The 19,442-nt window shown below is 66.3% G+C and carries 21 protein-coding genes and 4 tRNA genes; 11 read left to right on the forward strand and 14 right to left on the reverse strand.

Going from position 1 to position 19,442, the window contains the following annotated elements:
• Position 1: 1 nt before the first annotated feature.
• The 5 genes from NL241_RS04165 to lmeA are packed head-to-tail and all read right to left on the reverse strand — an operon-like array spanning position 2 to position 2,776.
• Positions 2-835 (reverse strand): sulfurtransferase, encoded by an 834-nt coding sequence (locus NL241_RS04165; protein ID WP_487696232.1) that lies wholly within the window; start codon positions 833-835, stop codon positions 2-4.
• A gap of 36 nt (positions 836-871) precedes the next feature.
• Positions 872-1,405, reverse strand: a complete 534-nt coding sequence (locus NL241_RS04170; RefSeq protein ID WP_494396857.1) for a DUF4395 domain-containing protein — start codon at positions 1,403-1,405, stop codon at positions 872-874.
• A gap of 38 nt (positions 1,406-1,443) precedes the next feature.
• On the reverse strand, positions 1,444-1,548 hold the full coding sequence (locus NL241_RS04175) for an Ms5788A family Cys-rich leader peptide (RefSeq protein ID WP_487696234.1): 105 nt from the start codon (positions 1,546-1,548) through the stop codon (positions 1,444-1,446).
• Positions 1,549-1,565: 17 nt separating this feature from the next.
• Entirely contained in the window at positions 1,566-1,988 is a 423-nt protein-coding gene (locus tag NL241_RS04180) for a thioredoxin family protein (protein ID WP_487696235.1), read from the reverse strand.
• Positions 1,985-2,776 (reverse strand): mannan chain length control protein LmeA, encoded by a 792-nt coding sequence (lmeA, locus tag NL241_RS04185; protein WP_494396858.1) that lies wholly within the window; start codon positions 2,774-2,776, stop codon positions 1,985-1,987. Before lmeA ends, NL241_RS04180 begins: the two co-directional genes overlap by 4 nt.
• A gap of 169 nt (positions 2,777-2,945) precedes the next feature.
• Here lmeA and NL241_RS04190 point away from each other — a divergent pair, with 169 nt between their 5' ends.
• The 6 genes from NL241_RS04190 to pstB all read left to right on the forward strand — a co-directional run bounded on the left by NL241_RS04190 (position 2,946) and on the right by pstB (position 8,739).
• The gene (locus tag NL241_RS04190) at positions 2,946-3,734 is read left to right on the forward strand and encodes a winged helix-turn-helix transcriptional regulator (RefSeq protein WP_494396859.1); all 789 of its coding nucleotides are present in this window, start codon (positions 2,946-2,948) and stop codon (positions 3,732-3,734) included.
• Positions 3,731-4,618 (forward strand): mycothiol synthase, encoded by an 888-nt coding sequence (mshD, locus tag NL241_RS04195; protein ID WP_494396860.1) that lies wholly within the window; start codon positions 3,731-3,733, stop codon positions 4,616-4,618. The genes NL241_RS04190 and mshD overlap by 4 nt, the downstream gene beginning before the upstream one ends.
• A gap of 176 nt (positions 4,619-4,794) precedes the next feature.
• A complete protein-coding gene (gene pstS / locus NL241_RS04200) occupies positions 4,795-5,937 on the forward strand; it encodes a phosphate ABC transporter substrate-binding protein PstS (RefSeq protein ID WP_487696238.1) in 1,143 nt (380 codons plus the stop codon).
• Between the two features lie 52 nt (positions 5,938-5,989).
• Positions 5,990-7,039 carry a phosphate ABC transporter permease subunit PstC gene (gene pstC / locus NL241_RS04205; RefSeq protein ID WP_487696239.1) on the forward strand — a complete coding sequence of 350 codons (1,050 nt, stop codon included), beginning with the start codon at positions 5,990-5,992 and terminating at the stop codon, positions 7,037-7,039.
• Positions 7,036-7,950, forward strand: coding sequence for a phosphate ABC transporter permease PstA (pstA, locus tag NL241_RS04210; RefSeq protein ID WP_487696240.1), 915 nt, complete (start codon positions 7,036-7,038; stop codon positions 7,948-7,950). Before pstC ends, pstA begins: the two co-directional genes overlap by 4 nt.
• Before the next feature lie 12 nt (positions 7,951-7,962).
• A complete protein-coding gene (pstB, locus tag NL241_RS04215; RefSeq protein WP_487696241.1) occupies positions 7,963-8,739 on the forward strand; it encodes a phosphate ABC transporter ATP-binding protein PstB in 777 nt (258 codons plus the stop codon).
• Between the two features lie 67 nt (positions 8,740-8,806).
• On the opposite strand, the gene phoU is transcribed toward pstB, so the two are convergent.
• The 5 genes from phoU to NL241_RS04240 all read right to left on the reverse strand — a co-directional run bounded on the left by phoU (position 8,807) and on the right by NL241_RS04240 (position 14,776).
• Entirely contained in the window at positions 8,807-9,475 is a 669-nt protein-coding gene (gene phoU / locus NL241_RS04220) for a phosphate signaling complex protein PhoU (RefSeq protein WP_487696242.1), read from the reverse strand.
• A gap of 99 nt (positions 9,476-9,574) precedes the next feature.
• The gene (locus NL241_RS04225) at positions 9,575-11,635 is read right to left on the reverse strand and encodes an LCP family protein (RefSeq protein ID WP_494396861.1); all 2,061 of its coding nucleotides are present in this window, start codon (positions 11,633-11,635) and stop codon (positions 9,575-9,577) included.
• A 194-nt stretch (positions 11,636-11,829) separates the two neighbouring features.
• A complete protein-coding gene (gene dusB, locus NL241_RS04230) occupies positions 11,830-12,978 on the reverse strand; it encodes a tRNA dihydrouridine synthase DusB (RefSeq protein WP_494398238.1) in 1,149 nt (382 codons plus the stop codon).
• A 31-nt stretch (positions 12,979-13,009) separates the two neighbouring features.
• A complete protein-coding gene (locus NL241_RS04235) occupies positions 13,010-14,014 on the reverse strand; it encodes an acyl-ACP desaturase (protein ID WP_487696244.1) in 1,005 nt (334 codons plus the stop codon).
• A gap of 177 nt (positions 14,015-14,191) precedes the next feature.
• The gene (locus NL241_RS04240) at positions 14,192-14,776 is read right to left on the reverse strand and encodes a TetR/AcrR family transcriptional regulator (protein ID WP_487696245.1); all 585 of its coding nucleotides are present in this window, start codon (positions 14,774-14,776) and stop codon (positions 14,192-14,194) included.
• A 63-nt stretch (positions 14,777-14,839) separates the two neighbouring features.
• Here NL241_RS04240 and NL241_RS04245 point away from each other — a divergent pair, with 63 nt between their 5' ends.
• The gene (locus NL241_RS04245; RefSeq protein WP_487696246.1) at positions 14,840-15,859 is read left to right on the forward strand and encodes an oxygenase MpaB family protein; all 1,020 of its coding nucleotides are present in this window, start codon (positions 14,840-14,842) and stop codon (positions 15,857-15,859) included.
• On the opposite strand, the gene NL241_RS04250 is transcribed toward NL241_RS04245, so the two are convergent.
• Complete coding sequence (locus NL241_RS04250) at positions 15,838-16,113, reverse strand: DUF2510 domain-containing protein (protein WP_494396862.1); 276 nt, start codon at positions 16,111-16,113, stop codon at positions 15,838-15,840. The genes NL241_RS04245 and NL241_RS04250 overlap by 22 nt on opposite strands.
• A gap of 319 nt (positions 16,114-16,432) precedes the next feature.
• On the opposite strand from NL241_RS04250, the gene NL241_RS04255 reads away from it, so the two are divergent.
• Positions 16,433-17,533, forward strand: coding sequence for a serine/threonine-protein kinase (locus tag NL241_RS04255; protein WP_487696248.1), 1,101 nt, complete (start codon positions 16,433-16,435; stop codon positions 17,531-17,533).
• Here NL241_RS04255 and NL241_RS04260 read toward each other — a convergent pair.
• The 3 genes from NL241_RS04260 to NL241_RS04270 form a co-directional block, all read right to left on the reverse strand.
• Complete coding sequence (locus NL241_RS04260) at positions 17,523-18,392, reverse strand: DNA-methyltransferase (RefSeq protein ID WP_494396863.1); 870 nt, start codon at positions 18,390-18,392, stop codon at positions 17,523-17,525. The two genes, NL241_RS04255 and NL241_RS04260, sit on opposite strands and share 11 nt — an antisense overlap.
• A gap of 10 nt (positions 18,393-18,402) precedes the next feature.
• Positions 18,403-18,762 (reverse strand): DUF732 domain-containing protein, encoded by a 360-nt coding sequence (locus tag NL241_RS04265; protein WP_487696250.1) that lies wholly within the window; start codon positions 18,760-18,762, stop codon positions 18,403-18,405.
• A 115-nt stretch (positions 18,763-18,877) separates the two neighbouring features.
• Positions 18,878-18,953: transfer RNA gene (locus tag NL241_RS04270), tRNA-Lys, on the reverse strand.
• Positions 18,954-19,119: 166 nt separating this feature from the next.
• Here NL241_RS04270 and NL241_RS04275 point away from each other — a divergent pair.
• The 3 genes from NL241_RS04275 to NL241_RS04285 all read left to right on the forward strand — a co-directional run bounded on the left by NL241_RS04275 (position 19,120) and on the right by NL241_RS04285 (position 19,424).
• Positions 19,120-19,192 (forward strand) — tRNA-Glu (locus tag NL241_RS04275).
• Between the two features lie 49 nt (positions 19,193-19,241).
• Positions 19,242-19,315, forward strand: a tRNA-Asp gene (locus tag NL241_RS04280).
• 32 nt (positions 19,316-19,347) lie between these two features.
• Positions 19,348-19,424: transfer RNA gene (locus NL241_RS04285), tRNA-Phe, on the forward strand.
• Positions 19,425-19,442: the final 18 nt, after the last annotated feature.

Raw genomic sequence — 19,442 nt, forward strand, 5'->3', positions numbered from 1 at the left:
TCTAACTTCCCAACTCGATCGGGGCTCCCACGAGAGAGCCGTATTCCGTCCAACTGCCGTCATAGTTCTTGACGTTCTTGTGCCCGAGCAGTTCCCGCAGCACAAACCAGGTGTGCGACGAGCGCTCCCCGATGCGGCAGTAAGCAATGGTTTCCTTCTCGCCGTCCAGACCGGCTTCGCCGTACAGCTTGGCCAAATCCTCGTCGGACTTGAAGGTGCCGTCCTCGTTGGCCGCCTTGCTCCACGGCACGCTGATCGCGGTGGGGATGTGGCCCGGGCGCTGGCTGCCCTCCTGCGGCAGGTGCGCCGGGGCGAGGATCTTGCCGGAGAACTCGTCGGGGGAACGCACGTCGACCAGGTTCTTGGTGCCGATCGCGGCGATCACCTCGTCGCGGAAGGCACGCAGCGAGTTGTCGGCATCCTTGGCCGAGTAGCTGGTCTCGGGACGGTTCACGGTGTCGGTGGACAGCGGGCGTCCGTCGAGCTCCCACTTCTTGCGGCCGCCGTCGAGCAGCTTGACGTTCTGGTGGCCGTAGAGCTTGAAGTACCAGTACGCGTAGGCGGCGAACCAGTTGTTGTTGCCGCCGTAGAGGATCACGGTGTCGTCATTGCCGATGCCGCGCTCGGACAGCAGCTTGGAGAACTGCTGGGCGTCGACGAAGTCGCGGCGCACCGGATCCTGCAGATCGGCCTTCCAGTCCAGCTTGACCGCGCCGGCGATGTGCCCGCCGTCGTAGGCGCTGGTGTCTTCGTCGACCTCGACGAAGACGGTGTTCGGCGCATCGAGATTGCTCTCGGCCCAGTCAGCAGTGACCAGGACGTCGGAGCGTGCCATGTAGGTGGTCCTTTCGATCAGTGGGGATACGAGGTGCTAAGCAGTGCGTCGCACACGCGCGACGACGGGGTACAGCTGGCAGCCCAGGCAGACGCCGAAGGCTGCGTTGAGAAAAGCCGCGAACAGCGCGAACGCCGTCGCGATGGTGCCCAGCAGGGGCGCGCCGAGCGCGAAGCCGGCGGTGCCCACGACGGCGAACACGAACCCGACGAGCTGGGCGAACTTCAGCGGCGGAACCGGTTCCTTCTCGGTGACCGGGCCCAGCCGCGGAGCTTGAATCTTCTGGACCGCGGCGAAGATGCGGCCGTACGGATGCTGCTTCGGGCCACGCCAGGCCCCGACCGCGAAGACGACTGCCTGCAACCCCAACACAACTGCTGCCGCCGCCGTGCTGACGGCCGAGAGCACCAAGACGGCGATCAACACGGCGGTGGTCACCCAGGCGACGAAGCGGGGGCCACGCACATCGACGACGTCACCGCCGACGGTGTTCTCAGCACCCCGTTTGGTATCGGTTGACACGTGAAATAGCTCCTGTTGTGTTGGATGGCTGGCGCGGGCAGTGCACATGGCCTGCTCCGAGGGCGGCGCGAAAACGGCGCAGCGACTCAGCAGCTACAACAACAACAGCAACAACCCGCCACGCGGCACAGATCCACTGCGCGGCGCTTGGTGAGCACGAGCTCCTGGCGGGTTGACACGAGGCACACCATACCCAATGACACCCTGATCAGGCCAATAGCGGTGCAAGGGCCGACCGCAGGTCAGCGGCCTTGGGCACCCCGGCGCTGCGGTACCGCTGCCGGCCCTGCGCGTCGAAGACGAACGTCGTGGGCAAGGACAGCACCGACAGGCGCCGCGCCGCAGCAGGATTGGCGTCCATGTCGATCTCGACATGGGCCACTTCCGGACTCTCGGCACACACCTGCTCGACCGTTCGCCGGACCCCGGCGCACGGACCACACCAGACCGCGCTGAAGTGCACGATCGTCGGCCCGGTACGGGACAGGCCCAGGTCGCTGACGTCCACCGCGGCGACGGTGTCGGCGGTCTCACGCAGTACCCCCGAGCGCCGGTTGATCAGCCAGCCGACCACAACGGCTGCGGCAAGAGCGGCGACGATCGCGATCGCGGAGTACAGCGCGGGGTTCATGACTGTCTGAACCCCTGCGGCGTGATGGTTACTCCGTCCGCGATCCCCTCGATGATGATGTCGGATCCCCGCGCACCCTGCGCCGTCGGTGCCACTCCGAACGGCAGTTTCTGATTGGGCAGGGTGGAGCGGAACGCAGACAACACAGCCTGCACCTTGTCCTCCGGCACCTCCTGGTCCGCTGTGCCCGGGCCGGTCAGGACGCCGGTCGGCGTGAACACCAACGTGGTCTGGTCGCTGATCGACAGGTCGACCGAGACGCTGACCCGCTCGCCGAAGTCGGCCGCGGTCGGGGTGCCGGTGAACACCAGGCCCTCGCTGCCGGAGATCCCCGATTCGGTGGTGCCGCCGGTGGCGTCGTTGGTCTCCACGGGCGGGGCTTCCACCATGAGGTCTTTGATCCCCATGAACCTGCCCAGGTGGGAGGAGTCGATGATGATCCGGCTCTCCACCTTGCCGACAGGCAGTTCGGCATCCGGGTCGATCAGCCAGGACGACTCGGTGAGGTCGATCGAATGCAGGGTGGCCTCCAGCGCGGCCTTGTCGACTTCGGGGTGCGCGACGTCGTGGGCCTTGATCTCCACTTCCTCGTAGTGGCGCTGCGCGGCCTGGGGGATGAACGGGAATCCGAGGATGGCCACCGACGGGTCCCAGCTCAGCTGCGCCGCGGTACGCACGGTGCGGGACAGTCGGTACTCGGCGTAGATGGCGGCACCGAAGTCGACGCCGACGGCTCCGACGATGACGGACACGACCGTCGCACCGAGGCCGATCAGCAGTTTGCGCACGCCGAACATTGTGGCCCAGGCGGTGGCCGGCGAACCGGCGGATAGGGGCCGGGCCGCTCCCACCCGGCCAAATAGCAGGTTGGGCGCTATCGTTAGGTGATCTCGGTCGGTAACAGCGATGTGTCGGCCATGAATCTGGGAGATGTTCTTCCGGTTGCTGGAGGGTCAGTTGGACTTACTGTTACTCACGGTCGACCCGCATCCAGAGTCAGTTCTGCCGTCGTTGTCTCTGCTGGCTCACAGCGTGCGGTCAGCGCCGACGGAGGTTTCCTCGTTGTTGGAGGCGGGGACGGCGGACGTTGCGATTGTCGACGCGCGTACCGATCTGGCCGCCGCGCGCGGCCTGTGCCGGCTTCTCGGGTCGACGGGTACGTCGGTGCCCGTCGTCGCCGTGGTCAACGAGGGTGGTCTCGTTGCGGTCAATGTGGAGTGGGGACTCGACGAGATCCTGCTGCCGAGTACCGGCCCCGCCGAGATCGATGCGCGGCTTCGGCTGCTCGTCGGCCGGCGCGGCGGCATGGCGAACCAGGAGAGCGCGGGCAAGGTCAGCCTCGGTGAGCTGGTGATCGACGAGGGCACCTACACCGCGAGGTTGCGCGGCCGACCGCTCGATCTCACCTACAAGGAATTCGAACTGCTCAAATATCTCGCGCAGCATGCCGGGCGGGTGTTCACCCGTGCGCAGTTGCTGCAGGAGGTGTGGGGCTACGACTTCTTCGGCGGTACCCGTACCGTCGACGTCCACGTGCGACGGCTGCGCGCAAAGCTGGGGCCGGAGTACGAATCGCTCATCGGGACGGTGCGCAACGTCGGCTACAAGGCGGTGCGGCCCGCACGCGGACGGCCGCCGACGCCGGCGGACGCAGAGCTCGATGACGACGATCTCGATGACGACGACGGCTTCGACGACTCGCCCGAGGACGTCAGCGGCTCGTTGGCCGAGCAGCTGCGCAAGTGACCCGAGTCCAGTGGCGCTCCGGGCTCTCCGCGTCGGAGCAGCAGGCGGTACGGCAGATCATCGACGCCGCAACGGAATTCGATGGTGTCGCGCCGGTCGGTGAGCAGGTTCTGCGTGAACTCGCCCACCAGCGCACCAGGCATCTGGTCGCCACCGACGATGCCGGCGAAGTCCAGGGTTACCTGAATCTCACCGACGAGATGGCTGAACTGGTGGTCGGGCCCCGCTCGCGCCGCCGCGGTATCGGGTCCGCCCTGATCACCGCCACGCTCGAAGAAACCGGCGGCGACCGCAGCTTCTGGGCACACGGAACGTTGCCTGCCGCGAAGGCCGTCGCCGCTGCGCTGAAGCTGACACCGGTACGCGAACTGCTACAGATGCGACGTTCGCTGCATGACGTTCCTGACGTCGAGGTCCCAGCCGGAGTGCAGCTGCGGTCCTACGCCGGGCCGGCAGATGACGCCGAACTGCTCAGGGTCAACAACGCGGCGTTCGCCTGGCACCCCGAACAGGGCGGCTGGACCGACGCCGATATCGCCGAACGCAAAGCCGAGGCATGGTTCGACCCCGATGGCCTGTTCCTGGCCTACAGCGCCGATGCCGCCAACGGCGGGCAACTGTTGGGGTTCCACTGGACCAAAGTGCACGACGGCGCCGAGAGGATCGGTGAGGTCTACGTCGTCGGCGTCGACCCCGCCGCGCAAGGCAAGCGCCTGGGACACACCCTGACGGTCGCGGGTTTGCAGTATCTGGCGCGGCAACTGGCCGACGTCACCGACCCCGCGGTGATGCTCTACGTCGAATCCGACAACACCGCCGCGGTGCGTACCTACGAGCGTCTGGGCTTCACCGTGTACAGTTCCGACACCGCTTACCGGGCGTGAGATCGCCCACCCTCAGACGACTCACAGCTGGGTGAAACGCCTCGTTCACTCAGCTGTTCACCCTGCGTTCACCTCACATGAGGATGCCGTCCATTAGTGCCGCATAACTTCCCCGGAGGAAAAGCACTGGATGCCCGGTCCTGAAGGACGGGCGTGCTCATGAGAAAGCGGGATAGGTGAAGCGCAACTTCTTCGGCAAGGCATTCCTGACGACCGTATCGGCGACGGCCATCGCCGGTCTGACCCTGACTGCGTGCGGTAGCGACAACAACACCGGCACGTCCGGCACGTCCGGCTCGGCCAGTGGCACCGCCGCCGCCGGTTCCGCCGACTGCGGCGGCAAGAACGAGGTGACCGCCGAGGGCTCGACCGCCCAGCAGAACGCGGTCGCGCTGTTCAACCAGGTCTGGGGCCAGGCTTGCCAGGGCAAGAACCTGTCCTACAACCCCACCGGTTCCGGCGCCGGCCGCGAGCAGTTCATCGCCAAGAACGTCGATTTCGCCGGCTCGGACTCGGCGCTGAAGGACGATCAGATCGCCGCCGCCGCCGAGCGTTGCGGTGGCAACCCGGCGTGGCACCTGCCGCTGGTGTTCGGCCCCATCGCGATGGCCTACAACATCGAGGGCGTCGACAAGCTGGTGCTCAACGGTGACACCCTGGCCAAGATCTTCCAGGGCCAGATCAGCAACTGGAACGACCCGGCCATCGCTGCGCTGAACGAGGGCACCACCCTGCCCGACAGCCCGATCACGCCGATCTTCCGCTCGGATTCCTCGGGCACCACCGACAACTTCCAGAAGTACCTGACCGCAGCCGCCCCGCAGGCGTGGACCAAGGGCGACGGCAGCGAGTTCCAGGGTGGCGCCGGCGAGGGCGCGCAGAAGTCGGCCGGCGTCGTGCAGGCCGTGCAGGCCACTCCCGGTGCGATCGGCTACGTCGAGAAGGGCTTCGCCGAGCAGGCCGGCACGCCCTTCGCGCAGATCGACACCGGCAGCGGCGCGGTCGAGCTGACCGACGAGACCGCGGGCAAGGCCATCGACGCGGCCACCTTCGCCGGTGAGGGCAACGATCTGGTGCTCGATCTGAACTCGATCTACGGCACCACCGAGTCGGGTGCCTACCCGCTGGTGCTGGCCACCTACGAGATCGTGTGCTCCAACGGTTACGACGCCGACACCGCCGCCGCGGTCAAGTCGTTCCTGACCGTGGCAGCCAACGACGGCCAGGCCGGCCTCTCCGACGCGGGCTACGTGCCGCTGCCCGACGCCTTCAAGGAGCGCCTCCTGACCTCCATCGACGCCATCGGCTCGACGGCCTAGGTCTTCGGTAGCGCCACAGCAGGATTGAAGAGAAGATTGGGTGCGAAGACGAATGACCGATAGGGTCGAAGTGACAACACCAAATCCGCTGAACGCGGGTTCGGGCGAGGCCATGGCCACGCCCTTCCCGGAGCCCGAGCCCATCTCCACGGATCCGTCCAAGGGCACGAAGGTCCGCCCCGGCGACCGCATCTTCCGCGCATTGGCGGAGGGCTCCGGCGTCCTGATCGTCGTCATCATCGCGGCGATCGCTTTCTTCCTGCTGTGGCGCGCCATCCCGGCACTCGCCCGGAACGAGGAGAACTTCTTCCTCTTCGGTGGCAACTGGGTCACCACCGACACCTCGGCGATGCACTTCGGCATCCTGGACCTGCTCCAGGTGACGGTGTTCGTCTCGGTGTTCGCGCTCGTGCTGGCGATGCCCGTCGCGTTGGGCATCGCCATCTATCTGACGCAGTACGCGCACGCCCGGGTCAAGGGACCGCTCGCCTACATGGTGGATCTGCTGGCCGCGGTGCCGTCGATCATCTACGGCGTGTGGGGGCTCTACGTGCTGGCCCCGGCGCTGCGTCCGTTCGCGGTCTGGCTCAACGAGAGCCTCAGCTGGCTGTTCCTGTTCGATACCGGTAACGCGTCGGTGGCCGGCGGCGGCACCATCTTCACCGCGGGCATCGTGCTCGCGGTGATGATCCTGCCGATCATCACCGCCGTCACCCGCGAGGTGTTCGTCCAGACGCCGCGCGGCCAGATCGAAGCGGCACTGGCGCTGGGCGCCACCCGCTGGGAGGTCGTGCGCACCACGGTGCTGCCGTTCGGTATGTCCGGCTACATCAGTGGTGCGATGCTCGGTCTGGGCCGCGCGCTCGGTGAGACCATCGCCCTGCTGATCATCCTGCGCGGTACGCAGACAGCCTTCGGCTGGTCGCTGTTCGACGGTGGCTACACCTTCGCCAGCAAGATCGCCTCCGCCGCCTCCGAATTCAACGACCAGTACAAGGCGGGCGCCTACATCGCCGCGGGTCTGGTGCTGTTCATCCTGACCTTCGTGGTCAACTCGCTGGCCCGCGCCGCGGTTTCCGGAAAGGACAGGTCCGCATCATGACCTCGACGCTTGATCGGCCGCTGAAGTCGCCGACGTTCCAAGCCGTCAGCGGCCGCCGCAAGTTCACCAACAACCTGGCCACCGTCCTGGTGACGGCCTCGGTGCTGGTGGCGCTGGTGCCGCTGGTCTGGGTGCTGCTGACGGTGATCGTCAAGGGCATCGGGGCGGTCACCTCGAGCACCTGGTGGCTGAACTCCCAGGCGGGTATGACCGCGTTCGCCGCGGGCGGCGGCGCGTACCACGCCATCGTCGGCTCGCTGCTGCAGGCGCTCGTCTGCGCCATCATCTCCATCCCGGTCGGTGTCTTCGTCGGCATCTACCTCGTCGAGTACGGCGGCGGGACGCGACTGGGCAAGGTCACCACCTTCATGGTCGACATCCTGACCGGTGTGCCCTCGATCGTGGCTGCGCTGTTCATCTATGCCCTGTGGGTGGCGACCTTCGGTTTCCAGCGGTCCGGGTTCGCGGTGTCGCTGGCCCTGGTGCTGCTGATGATCCCGGTGATCGTGCGTTCCACCGAGGAGATGCTGCGCATCGTGCCGATGGACCTGCGCGAAGCCAGTTACGCCCTGGGCGTGCCGAAGTGGAAGACCATCGCGGCCATCGTGATCCCCACCGCGCTGTCGGGCATCGTCACCGGCATTCTGTTGGCCCTGGCCCGCGTCATGGGTGAGACCGCCCCGCTGCTGATCCTGGTGGGCTACGCCCAGGCCATCAACTTCGACATGTTCAGCGGTTTCATGGGCTCGCTGCCCGGCATGATGTTCGACCAGACCTCGGCCGGCGCCGGCGCGAACCCGGTTCCCACCGACCGCCTCTGGGGTGCCGCCTTCACCCTGATCGTCATCATCGCCGTGCTCAATGTCGGTGCGCGATTCATCGCCAAGTTCTTTGCCCCCAAAAAGGTCTAGGAGTATCTGAAAATGGCCAAGCGTCTCGACCTCAAAGACGTCAACATCTACTACGGCTCGTTCCACGCCGTGCAGAACGTCTCGCTGGCGGTGCCGCCGCGCAGCGTGACCGCGTTCATCGGCCCGTCGGGCTGCGGTAAGTCGACGGTGCTGCGCACGCTGAACCGTATGCACGAGGTGATCCCGGGCGCCCACGTCAAGGGTTCGGTGCTGCTCGACGGCGACGACATCTACGGCTCCGGCGTGGACCCGGTGGGTGTGCGCAAGACCATCGGCATGGTGTTCCAGCGGCCGAACCCGTTCCCCACCATGTCGATTCGCGACAACGTGGTCGCGGGCCTCAAACTGCAGGGCGTGCGTAACAAGAAGACGCTCGACGAGACCGCGGAGCGCTCGCTCAAGGGCGCCAATTTGTGGAACGAGGTCAAGGACCGTCTCGACAAGCCCGGCGGCGGCCTGTCCGGTGGCCAGCAGCAGCGTCTGTGCATCGCCCGCGCCATCGCCGTGCAGCCCGACGTGTTGCTGATGGACGAACCGTGCTCGGCGCTCGACCCCATCTCGACGCTGGCGATCGAGGACCTGATCTCGGAGCTGAAGCAGGACTTCACCATCGTGATCGTCACGCACAACATGCAGCAGGCCGCTCGGGTCAGCGATCAGACCGCGTTCTTCAACCTCGAGGCCACCGGTAAGCCGGGTCAGCTCGTCGAGGTGGACGACACCGAGAAGATCTTCTCCAACCCGACGCAGAAAGCCACCGAGGACTACATCTCCGGTCGTTTCGGATAACCGCTCTGAGAAAACGAAATCCCCTGAAACCTGCGAGGTTTCAGGGGATTTCTCTATCGGGCTGGATTCAGTGCGTCGAGTACAGGTCGGCTTCGACCGGTAGCTCGCCGGTGGTCTGGAAGATGACCCGGCGGGCGATCTCGACGGCGTGGTCGGCGAAACGCTCGTAGAAACGGCCCAGCAGGGTGACGTCCACGGCCGCGGCCACACCGTGCTTCCACTCGCGGTCCATCAGGACGGTGAACAGGTGTTTGTGCAGGTCGTCCATCGCGTCGTCTTCTTCGCGGATCCTGGCGGCCTTCTCGGGGTCACCGGTCTTGAGCACCTCTTGAGCGCTGTGACCCAGTTCGACGGCCACGCGGCCCATCTCGGCGAAGTAGCCGTTCACTTCCTCGGGCAGGGCGTGCTGCGGGTGCCTGCGCCGGGCGATCTTGGCGACGTGCAGTGCCAGTGCGCCCATCCGGTCGATATCGGCGACGATCTGGATGGCACTGACGATCGAGCGCAAATCACCGGCCACCGGTGCCTGCAGGGCGAGGATGTGGAAAGCCCGCTCCTCGGCCTGGGCGCTCAGTGCCGTGATCTGCTCGTGGTCGGTGATGACCTGCTCGGAGAGAACCAAGTCGGCCTGCAGTAGAGATTGGGTGGCTCTTTCCATGGCAACTCCGGCCAGACCGCACATCTCGCCGAGTTGCGCAGCCAGAGTCGCAAGTTGCTCCTGGTAAGCGGTACGCATGTGCCAAGCCTACGTTGATGCGCACCCAAAAGGCATGATGTACCAGGTGAACGACGGGTGAATGGCGCGGGACCCCTCAGCGCGAGGAGTTTGCTGTCGCTATTCGCATGTGGTGTCGGCGCCGTTGGTGACCGTCAGATCCTCCGGCAGCTCGGTGGGTTCGCCAGAAGTCTCACCCTGGGTGACTTCCATGCTGATCCCCGAACCGGCGGCCTCCGGCGCAGACACCGAGGAGAAATCGGGACCGAGCACCACCTGCACGGTGTCACCCAGACCGGTCATCTGCTCCACGGCCGGGATACCGAGCGCGGACGCCACGGTGGCGGCTGCCTGCTCGTTGCCGGGGGAGTACATCACGGTGGTGCGTTCCAGGCTGATCGGGTGATCGTCGGGCGCGTCGACGGTGAAACCGAACTGCTGGAACGCGCTGCTGGCCGAGGACCCCAGCCCGGTCTGGCCGGTGGAGTTGGCGACGTGGACGCTCACCTCGCTGGGATCCAGCGTCACTGCGTCCACCATCCGCGTCGACGGTTCCTCGGGTGCGGAGGTCTCCGTGGTGGGTGTTGTCGTTTCGGAGGTACTGGTCTCGCTGGAGGTGACCGGAGTGGTGGTCTCGTTCTGGTCGTTCTCGCCGGGCAGCGGCTCGTCGTTGATGATGGCGCTGAACAGGGCGCGGATATCGTCGGTGCGGGGCTGTTCGTTGCCGTACTCGTCGGCGTAGCCCGTGGTGGGCACGGTGATGAAGGTGATGCGTCCGGCGGCGACACCCTGCAGGGACTGGCCGAGATCGACCAGATCCTTGGTGCCGATGTTGTCGACGTAGCTGTCGTTGATGAACATGTTGACGACGTTGTTGAGCTTCGTCAGCGAGAAGAACGTCTCCTTGGAGATGAGCGAACGCAGCAGCGAGGACAGGAACAGCTGCTGGCGTTTGATCCGGCCGTAGTCACCGTTGAACTCGGTGGTCACCTGGCGCGCGCGCACATAGTTGAGGGCGGTGTGCCCGTCGACGGTCTGCCGGCCGGCGTTGGCCAGGACGGTGCCCAGCTCGTAGTCCTCGAGCGGAATGGTGGAACACACCTCGACACCACCCAGGGCGTCGACCATCTTCGCGAACCCGGCGAAGTCGATGGCCATGAAGCGGTTGATCGACAGGCCCGAGATCTTCTGGATGACCTTCACCAGGCATTTGGGGCCGCCGTATGAATACGCGGAGTTCAGCTTGGTCTCGGTGTACCACATGTCAGGCCCGTAGGTGCCCGACTCCTCGTCGTAGAGCGGCCCGTACTCACCCGTCTCGGGGTTCCACGGCTCGCACTCCATCGGTGTGATGGCCAGGTCGCGGGGGAAGGACACCGCCACCACACGATCGCGGCTGGCGGGGATGTTCACCAGCATCACGGTGTCCGAGCGGGTGCCGCCCGCATCCTCGGTGGTGCCTGCGCCCATCTCCTGGTTCTGGCCGAACCGGCTGTCGGTGCCGACGATGAGGAAGTTCTCGTCACCGAACTGGGCGTTGGGGTCGACGATGTCGCGGGAGTCCAAATCGAGCGCGGCGACGTTGTTGAGGTTGTTGTTCTTCGAGGAGTTCCATTGCCATGCGCCGCCCGTCAGCGCCAGGGCCAGCACGGCGATCAAGGCGGCGACGGCGCGCCCGGCCAGCAGAGCCGATCGGCGCCGTCGGTGCGGGGGAGCCACCAGCGCGATGTCTTTGGCGGCAGGTACCGCGGGCAGATGGTCGACGACGGCGGGCAGGACCGTGGTCTCCTCGGCAGCGTTGCCGTCGGTGTCGCGCCTCGGACCGAGGGCCGCGAGGTCGGGGATCTCCGACGCGTAGGCCGACATCGTGGGCAGCGTGGGGGGATCGTTGACGGCAGGCTCGGAGGCGTCGTCCGCGTCGGATCCGGGCTCGTCGTCGCGCAGGTGTGACCGGCGCAGCGACTCCGGGACACCCCCGGTCAGTTTGGCGAAGAGGTCCGCGACGGTGACGCCGTCGGTGTGGTTGCCTTCCGGGCCGTCGTCAGTGGTTTCTGAATCCGATGCGCGCTCCCACGGCGCGGCGCCTGGCGTCGGCTGCGAAGATCGGGTAATCCACTGATTGTCCCCGTCAGGTTCCGACGCCCGGTGCTGGCCAGGAGTGGCGTTGTCGCCGTCACTCATGTCCGTATCGGGCCTCCGGCTCTGATGAGGTCTGTCATACCCGGGATCGGGTCAGACGCGGTCCACGGCGTTGTGTCGCGTCAAAGGTTCCTTAGTCTTTAGCAGCACAAGTGGGAACTTCGCTACTCGAGTGCGCGGAACGTACACATGTTACTGACGCAAACTGAGAAGACCTATGTCGAGTAAGTCTCGATTCAGCCTCCGGAGTGCATAGCGTCGGCGCCCGCGGGGACCGTGCAGTCCTCCGGGTCGTCGAGCCAACCCTCCGGCAGTGTCACCGACGACGGCGAGCCCTGTCGTCCACGCGGTCCGCTGGCCGCAGGCGGGAACGGAACATCTGCTTCGAGTCCGTCGAGCAGGGTGCTGAGTTCCTCACGGGTCTTGACCAGGGCCAGCGCCCGGCGGAGATCGGAACCGACGGGGAAGCCGTGCAGGTACCACGCCACGTGCTTGCGGATGTCGCGCATGCCTTTGTCCTCGCCGAAATGTTCGGCCAGGAGCTCTCCGTGGCGGCGGATGATGTCGGCGACCTCGCCCAGCGTCGGGGGAGTGGGCATCGGCGAACCGGTGAACGCCGCCGAGAGTTCGGCGAACAGCCATGGCCGCCCGAGGCAGCCGCGGCCGATCACCACGCCGTCGCAGCCGGTGCCGGCCATCATGGTCAGGGCGTCGTTCGCGTCGAAGATGTCGCCGTTGCCGAGCACGGGGATGGTCTGCACATGCTGCTTGAGCTGGGCGATCTGCTCCCAGTCGGCGGCGCCGGAGTAGCGCTGGGCGGCGGTGCGCGCATGCAGGGCCACCGCGGCGGCGCCCTCCTGCTCGGCGATGCGCCCGGCATCCAGATGGGTGTGGTGCTGGTCGTCGATGCCGATCCGGAACTTCACCGTGACCGGGACGTCGGTGCCCTCGGTGGCGCTGACGGCGGCCCGGACGATCTGTTCGAACAGCCGGCGTTTGTAGGGCAGTGCGGCACCTCCGCCGCGCCGGGTCACCTTGGGAACCGGGCACCCGAAGTTCATGTCGATGTGGTCGGCGAGGTTCTCGGTGACCACCATGCGGGCCGCCTCGTAGGTGTACTTCGGATCGACGGTGTAGAGCTGCAACGAGCGCGGCGATTCCTCGGGGGCGAACGTCGTCATGTGCATCGTCACGGGGTGGCGTTCGACGAGGGCGCGCGCCGTCACCATCTCGCAGACGTACAGACCGCTGACGGTCCCGACGCGTTGCTGTTCGAGTTCACGGCACAACGTCCGGAAGGCGACATTCGTCACACCCGCCATCGGCGCCAGGACGACGGGACTGGGCAGCGTGAATGGCCCGATCCGCAGTGCGGGTCGGGCCATCGCGGTGGTACTGGTCAATGCAGTCGAAGCCTCACGCTGTGGAGGAAGTGGTCACCAGGAGGTTCTTCATGGCCTTCTTCTCGGCCACCTGGCGTTCGCGCTCGAGACGGCGCTGCTTGGCCACCTCGAACTTCTGGCAGGCGTCCTCGAGTTCCTCGATCAGCAGGCCGAGGTCGTCGCGCAGGGCGGCCGCTTCGCCGGTGAAGTCCTCGCGTTCGAAGATGCGCCACTTCTTCAGGATGGGCATCACCACGTCGTCGAGGTGGATACGCGGGTCGTACACACCGCCGACGGCGATGATGACGGCCTTGCGGCGGAACGCCGGCACCGTGTAACCGGGCATCTTGAAGTTGCGCAGCACCCGGTGCAGCGACTTCATCGCCTGGTTGGGGGCGATGTCCAGGCCGGCGGCCGAGACGTCGCGGTAGAAGATCATGTGCAGGTTCTCGTCCGCCGAGACCCGCGCCAGCAGCTGGTCGGCGATCGGGTCGTGGCATTCCTTGCCGGTGTTGCGGTGCGAGACGCGGGTGGCCAGCTCCTGGAACGACACGTACATCACCGAGTCGAACAGGCTCTCGGCGAACAGGTCGCCCTGCTGGTTCTGGCCCGGGGAGAAGCCGCGGGTCACCTGTTCCATGCGGGTGACCTCGAGTTCGACGGGGTCGATGGCGCGGGTGACGACCAGGTAGTCGCGCAGGGCGATGCCGTGCCGGTTCTCCTCGGCGGTCCAGCGGTTGACCCAGTAACCCCAGGGTCCGTCCATGCTGAAGTTCATCGCGATCTCGCGGTGGTACGACGGCAGGTTGTCCTCGGTGAGCAGGTTCTGCACCATCGCGGTCTGCGCGACTTCGGAGAGCTTCGACTGGCCGGGCTCCCAGTCCTGGCCGCCGAGGGCGTACCAGTTCTTGCCCTCCTGCCAGGGGATGTAGTCGTGCGGGTTCCAGTCCTTGCGCATCGCCATGTGTCGATTGATCTTCTGCTCGACGACGGGCTCGAGTTCATGCAGAAGCTGCAGGTCGGTCAGGTCTTGCGACATGCGTCCTCCGGTTATCTGTACCTGTTGGTTGCAGTCAATATATCTGTGTACCTCAGTACCATTCAAGTTCCCCCGCCTGGTGTGTCCGAATGCGCGCTCGATCGTGATGTGTGAGAGCGCCCATCGGAACCGATGTTCTGTGTCGGGGTACCCGGTCGAGGCCGACGCCAGTCCCGGTCAGGACAGGCTGGCCCGGCTCATGATGGTGTCGACGCAGAAGTCGATGAACTGTTCGCGCGTGGCGCCCAGCCGGTGCTCGAGGTACGCGGTGAACAGCGCGGTCAGGCCGCCGATGAGGCTGGTGGCGGCCATGTGGGCGATCACCGGATCGGTGATCTGGGTGAGCTTGCGCTGCAGGAGGTCGATGAAGTTGGGCATCCACTCCGCTCCGGAGCGGGTCAGCACCGGCTCGACCTCCGGCGCCAGCAGCAGTACGCGGCCGCGGATGGGGTCGTCGACCATGAGGGCGACGAAGCGTTCCACGGCTTCGCGTGGCGTGGTGGCGGAGACCAGCGTCGACATCGCCTTGGCGCACACCGCGTCGTACACCGCGCGGACGAACTCGTCGCGGTCGCCGAAGCTCTCGTAGAAATAGCGTTCGGTCAGGCTGGCGCGGCGGCAGACCGCTCGGACCGTCAGCGCGGGTCCACCTTCGCCGCCCAACAGTTCGATGCCGGCGTCGACCAGTTCGTCACGCCGGCGAGCCTGGCGGTCTTCCAGTGGGACACCGGACCAACGGCCACGACTTTGACCGGAAGTCACTTCACTCCTAAACTTCTGACAACTCGCGTAGTCACTTCGCTCTACCGACGGGACACTCCATTGGTGACTCAAGATACTTCCGGGGCATCTTCGCTGACCAGTGAAGCGGCAGCAACAGGCTGTCCGGTTTCGGCCGCCGGATACGGCGCCCCGCCGCGACCGCTCGGGCCCGGCACGCTCACCTGGAAGTACTTCGGGGACTGGCGCGGCATGCTGCAGGGGCCGTGGGCCGGCTCGATGCAGAACATGCATCCGCAGCTCGGAGCGGCCGTCGAAGAACACTCCATCTTCTTCACCGAACGCTGGCCCCGGCTGCTGCGTTCGCTGTACCCGATCGGCGGGGTGGTGTTCGATGGCGACCGCGCGCCGATGACCGGCGCCGAGGTCCGCGACTACCACGTGGGCATCAAGGGGGTCGACGCCCAGGGCCGGCGCTACTCCGCACTGAACCCCGACGTCTTCTACTGGGCGCATTCGACCTTCTTCGTCGGCACGCTGATCGTCGCGGAACGGTTGTGCTGGCGCGGTATCTCCGAGGCCGACAAGCGGCAGCTCTTCGAGGAGCACAAGCAGTGGTACCGGATGTACGGCATGAGCATGCGGCCCGTCCCGGACACCTGGGAGGATTTCCAGCGCTACTGGGAGCACATGACCACCGAGGTGCTGGAGAACAACTGGGCCGCCCGTGAGGTGCTCAATCTCGACGAGCTGCCCAAGCCGCCATTCGCCGCCGCCATGCCGGATTGGTTGTGGGCCCTGCAGCGTCGATTCGTGGTCAAACCGTTCTTCGTCTGGTTCACCGTCGGACTGTACGACCCGGCGGTGCGACGACTGATGGGCTACAGCTGGTCGGAACGCGACGAGAAGTGGCACCGTCGCTTCGGCAAGCTGGTGGGCCTCGTGTTCACCGTCGTTCCCAAGCGCTTCCGCATGCATCCGCGCGCCCGGTCGGCATGGGACCGCGCCACCGGGCGGCTGCCCGCGGATGCGCCGCTGGTGCACACCCCGGCGCGCAACCTGCCGCCGGTGGAGCACCGCAGCAACGGGATGCACTACACGGGTCAGGAGAAGACGGGCGGGTAACGGCCGTAGATGCCGCGCGGGTCGCCGCTCATCGCGAAGCGGTGCTCCAGATCGGCCCGGGCCCGCAGGCCCGCGTGGCGGATGGCGCGGGCCCGGCGCCGCCGTCGCAACCGGACCGCCAGGATGATCATCGTCAGCGCCGCCAGGGTGACGCACCAACCGTTCGCCAAAAGCCAAGCCGCGCAGAGTAATCCGCACACCGTCACCAGCGGGTGGCGGCGCCAGTACGGCCTCGGCGCGTGCAGCAGTGGCATCGCACCGATCATACGTCCGCGGCGTATGCACCGATCGGGTTTCGACGTCGCCGCCCCCGGCGCGTTGAACCGGGATCCCCATCCGTGCGTGATGTGATGGGAGCACACGAGCGACGAGGTGAGGCCCATGTCGGCGATGGTCACAGCATGGCTGGTCGGTCCTCCGCTGGCTGTGGGATATGCCCTGCTGATGCTGCGCGGCACAGCGTGGGCGGCGCGAGCATGGGATCGTCGGCATCCACATCCCTGAGTGCGCCTGGGCGGGGACTGGATACCGCGGTGTGAAGGCCACGACACCTTGACCGGCTACGGTAGACCCATGCTCGCCCCCGAACTGCTCGGCGGCCGCTACGAGCTGCGGGGCATCCTCGGCCGCGGTGGCATGGCCGAGGTGCGGGAAGGCTGGGACGTGCAGACCGGCCAGCCCGTGGCCATCAAGCTGCTCTACCCCGGCTACAACTCCCATCCGGACTATCTGCGCCGGTTCTGGGTCGAGGCTGCGTCGGCAGCGGCGTTACGGCACCCCAACATCGTCACGGTGTACGGCAGCGGCCAGCACAACGGCACCCCCTTCATCGTCATGGAACGGCTGCCCGGGCGCAGCCTCGCGGATCTGATCGCCCAGGGTCCGGTGCCGCCCGATCATGTCCGGACGATGCTCGACGACGTGCTCAAGGCGCTGGCCACCGCTCACGCGATGGGCATCCTGCACCGCGACATCAAACCGGCCAACATCCTGTTCTCCGCGGCGGGGCAGGCGCAGGTCGCCGACTTCGGCCTGGCGAAGGGGCCGGACACCCACCGCACCGAAACCGGCCAGATCATGGGCACCATGGCCTACATGAGCCCGGAGCGGCTCGCGGGCCGCGACGCCACGGTGGACGACGACCTCTACGCCGTCGGTGTGGTGGGCTACGAGGCGTTGACCGGGCGACGGGCGTTTCCGGAGGAGAACCTCGTCGCGCTGGCCCAGGCGATCACCGAGAATCCACCGCCCCCGTTGTCGGTGCTGCGCCCCGATGTCGATCCGCAGCTGTCGGCTCTGATCGACCGGGCGATGACGCGCGAGGCGTCCGCGCGGTTCCACAGCGCCGAGGTCATGCGCGCCGAGCTGAACAATGTCGGCGGTGACCCGGTGACGGGACCGATTCCTCCGATACGGCCACCGACGGCGGTGCGCAGCAACCCGCTGCCCCCGAGTGTCGTGCCCGTTCCGGTTCCCGTTCCGATGGCGCGGAACAGGCGTTCGGGACGCACCGTGCTGCTGATCGCGTTCGTGGTGTCGTTTCTGGTGGCGCTCATCGTGGGGGCCGGCGCGTTCATCCTGGGCGCGGCGACCCAGCGCTCCCAGGACCAGTCCAACCCGTTGACCACCTCGCTGGCTCCGGAGCCGGTGGTCACCGTGGCAACTAGCCCTTGACGCGGGTGCGGGTCAGTTCTATTGCGGTGGAAGAGATGTCGATGCCCACCCAGGAACGGTTGAGCTGCTCTGCTGCCACAAGCGTTGTGCCGCAACCGCAATAAGGGTCCAGTACGACGTCTCCCTCGTTGCTCGAGGCGGCGATGACGCGGTGAAGCAAGGCCAGTGGTTTCTGGGTCGGGTAGCCCACCGCTTCGGGCTGGTTACCGCGGAGCGCATCGAGGTTCCACACGTCGCGAAGGCCGACCATGGTGTAGTAGCGCGAGTCCGGTGCGGGTTCCTGGAAGATCTCGACGTTCTTGAAGCCGTATTTGTGGGTCAGGTACGACTTCTCCTTGCCGGCGTGGAAGGTGTGCGCGGCAGCGTCTTTCACGTACAGCAGCAGGATGTCGTGTTTGCGGCCGAACCATCGCTTGCTGGTGCCCCCGGTCCGGTAGCTCCACACGATCTCGTTGAGGAACCCGGTGCGGTCCTCGGCGAAGATCGCGTCCAGCAGAACCTTCGCGTAGTGACTCATCGTGGGATCGCAGTGCAGGTACAGCGAGCCGGTCGGTTTGAGTGCGCGGTGCAGTTCCCGCAGCCGCGGTATCAGGTGCACCAGATAGGCCAGGGCCGGGCCGGGGCCCAGCAGTCCGTGGACGGCCTCGATGACACGCGCTTGGGTATCCGGGGCGTCGGCGAGGACGGTGGCGTAGTCACCTTCGGTCTCGGGCGTCCAGCGCCAGGTGTCGGTGAACGTCGCGTAGTCGCGATTGGAGTTGAACGGGGGATCGGCGTAGATCAGGTCCGCAGAGCCGTCACCGACCTCGGCGCGCAGGACGTCCAGATTGTCTCCGAGCAGAAGCTGGTTGCTCGCCACGGGTGGTGGGCTACCGCACGATGGTGCCGTACTGCGGGCAGTACAGGCTGACGGCCGCGCGCATGACGCTGACGGCCTGACCCTTCTCGAGTCCGTTGTTGGTCAGGGTGGTCACCACGCCACGGACCACCGGGACCGGGTTCGGGCCGGCGGCGCCGTTCTGCGTCAGGAGGGTGCAGATGTCGTGGCCGAGTTTGACGGCCTTCTCCGGGGATTCGACGGGGATGTTCAGGGCCGAGACGATCTTGGTGAACTGGTCGTCCTGCGGGGTGTTGGCCGTGGCGCTGCCCGTGCCGAGCACCAACGCGCTGCCACAGGCGGCTGCGGCGATCGCCGTCGCGGCGGATCGGGTGATCAGGCGGCTGAACATCGTGGCTCCTCGCTTCTCGGGCGCTGTCCATGACCATAGCGGTCCGAACACATTCATTCGCGATGAGTATCGGCAGGTCTGTGACAGTTGTTACCAACCGCCTGGCGGGCCTGCGTGGTGCCCCCACCAGGGCTCGAACCTGGGACCTGCGGATTAAAAGTCCGTAGCTCTACCAACTGAGCTATAGGGGCGCGGGCATCAGGATAGCGCCTACTCGCGACCGCCTTGAACAACGTCTCCGGTGAGCGGGTTCGTGGTCTTTGGACAGCGAGTTTGAGGATTCGGCTACCTGTGCCCTAAGCTATCGAAGCTCCCAACGCGAAGGCGCTGCGAGTGCCCCGGAGAGATTCGGATTAGGCCCCCATCGTCTAGTGGCCTAGGACGCCGCCCTTTCACGGCGGTAGCACGGGTTCGAATCCCGTTGGGGGTACGCAACGACGGTGACGTCGGAGCAAAGGTTGTACATGCAGGATGAGCAAGGCCCTGTGGCGCAGTTGGTTAGCGCGCCGCCCTGTCACGGCGGAGGTCGCGGGTTCGAGTCCCGTCAGGGTCGCAAGTTTGCGACGTAAGGCACGTGTGCCTTCCGGCCAGGTAGCTCAGTTGGTACGAGCGTCCGCCTGAAAAGCGGAAGGTCGCCGGTTCGATCCCGGCCCTGGCCACCATATCGGCGTGATCATCGA

The organism is Mycolicibacterium sp. SMGY-1XX (assembly GCF_059132455.1).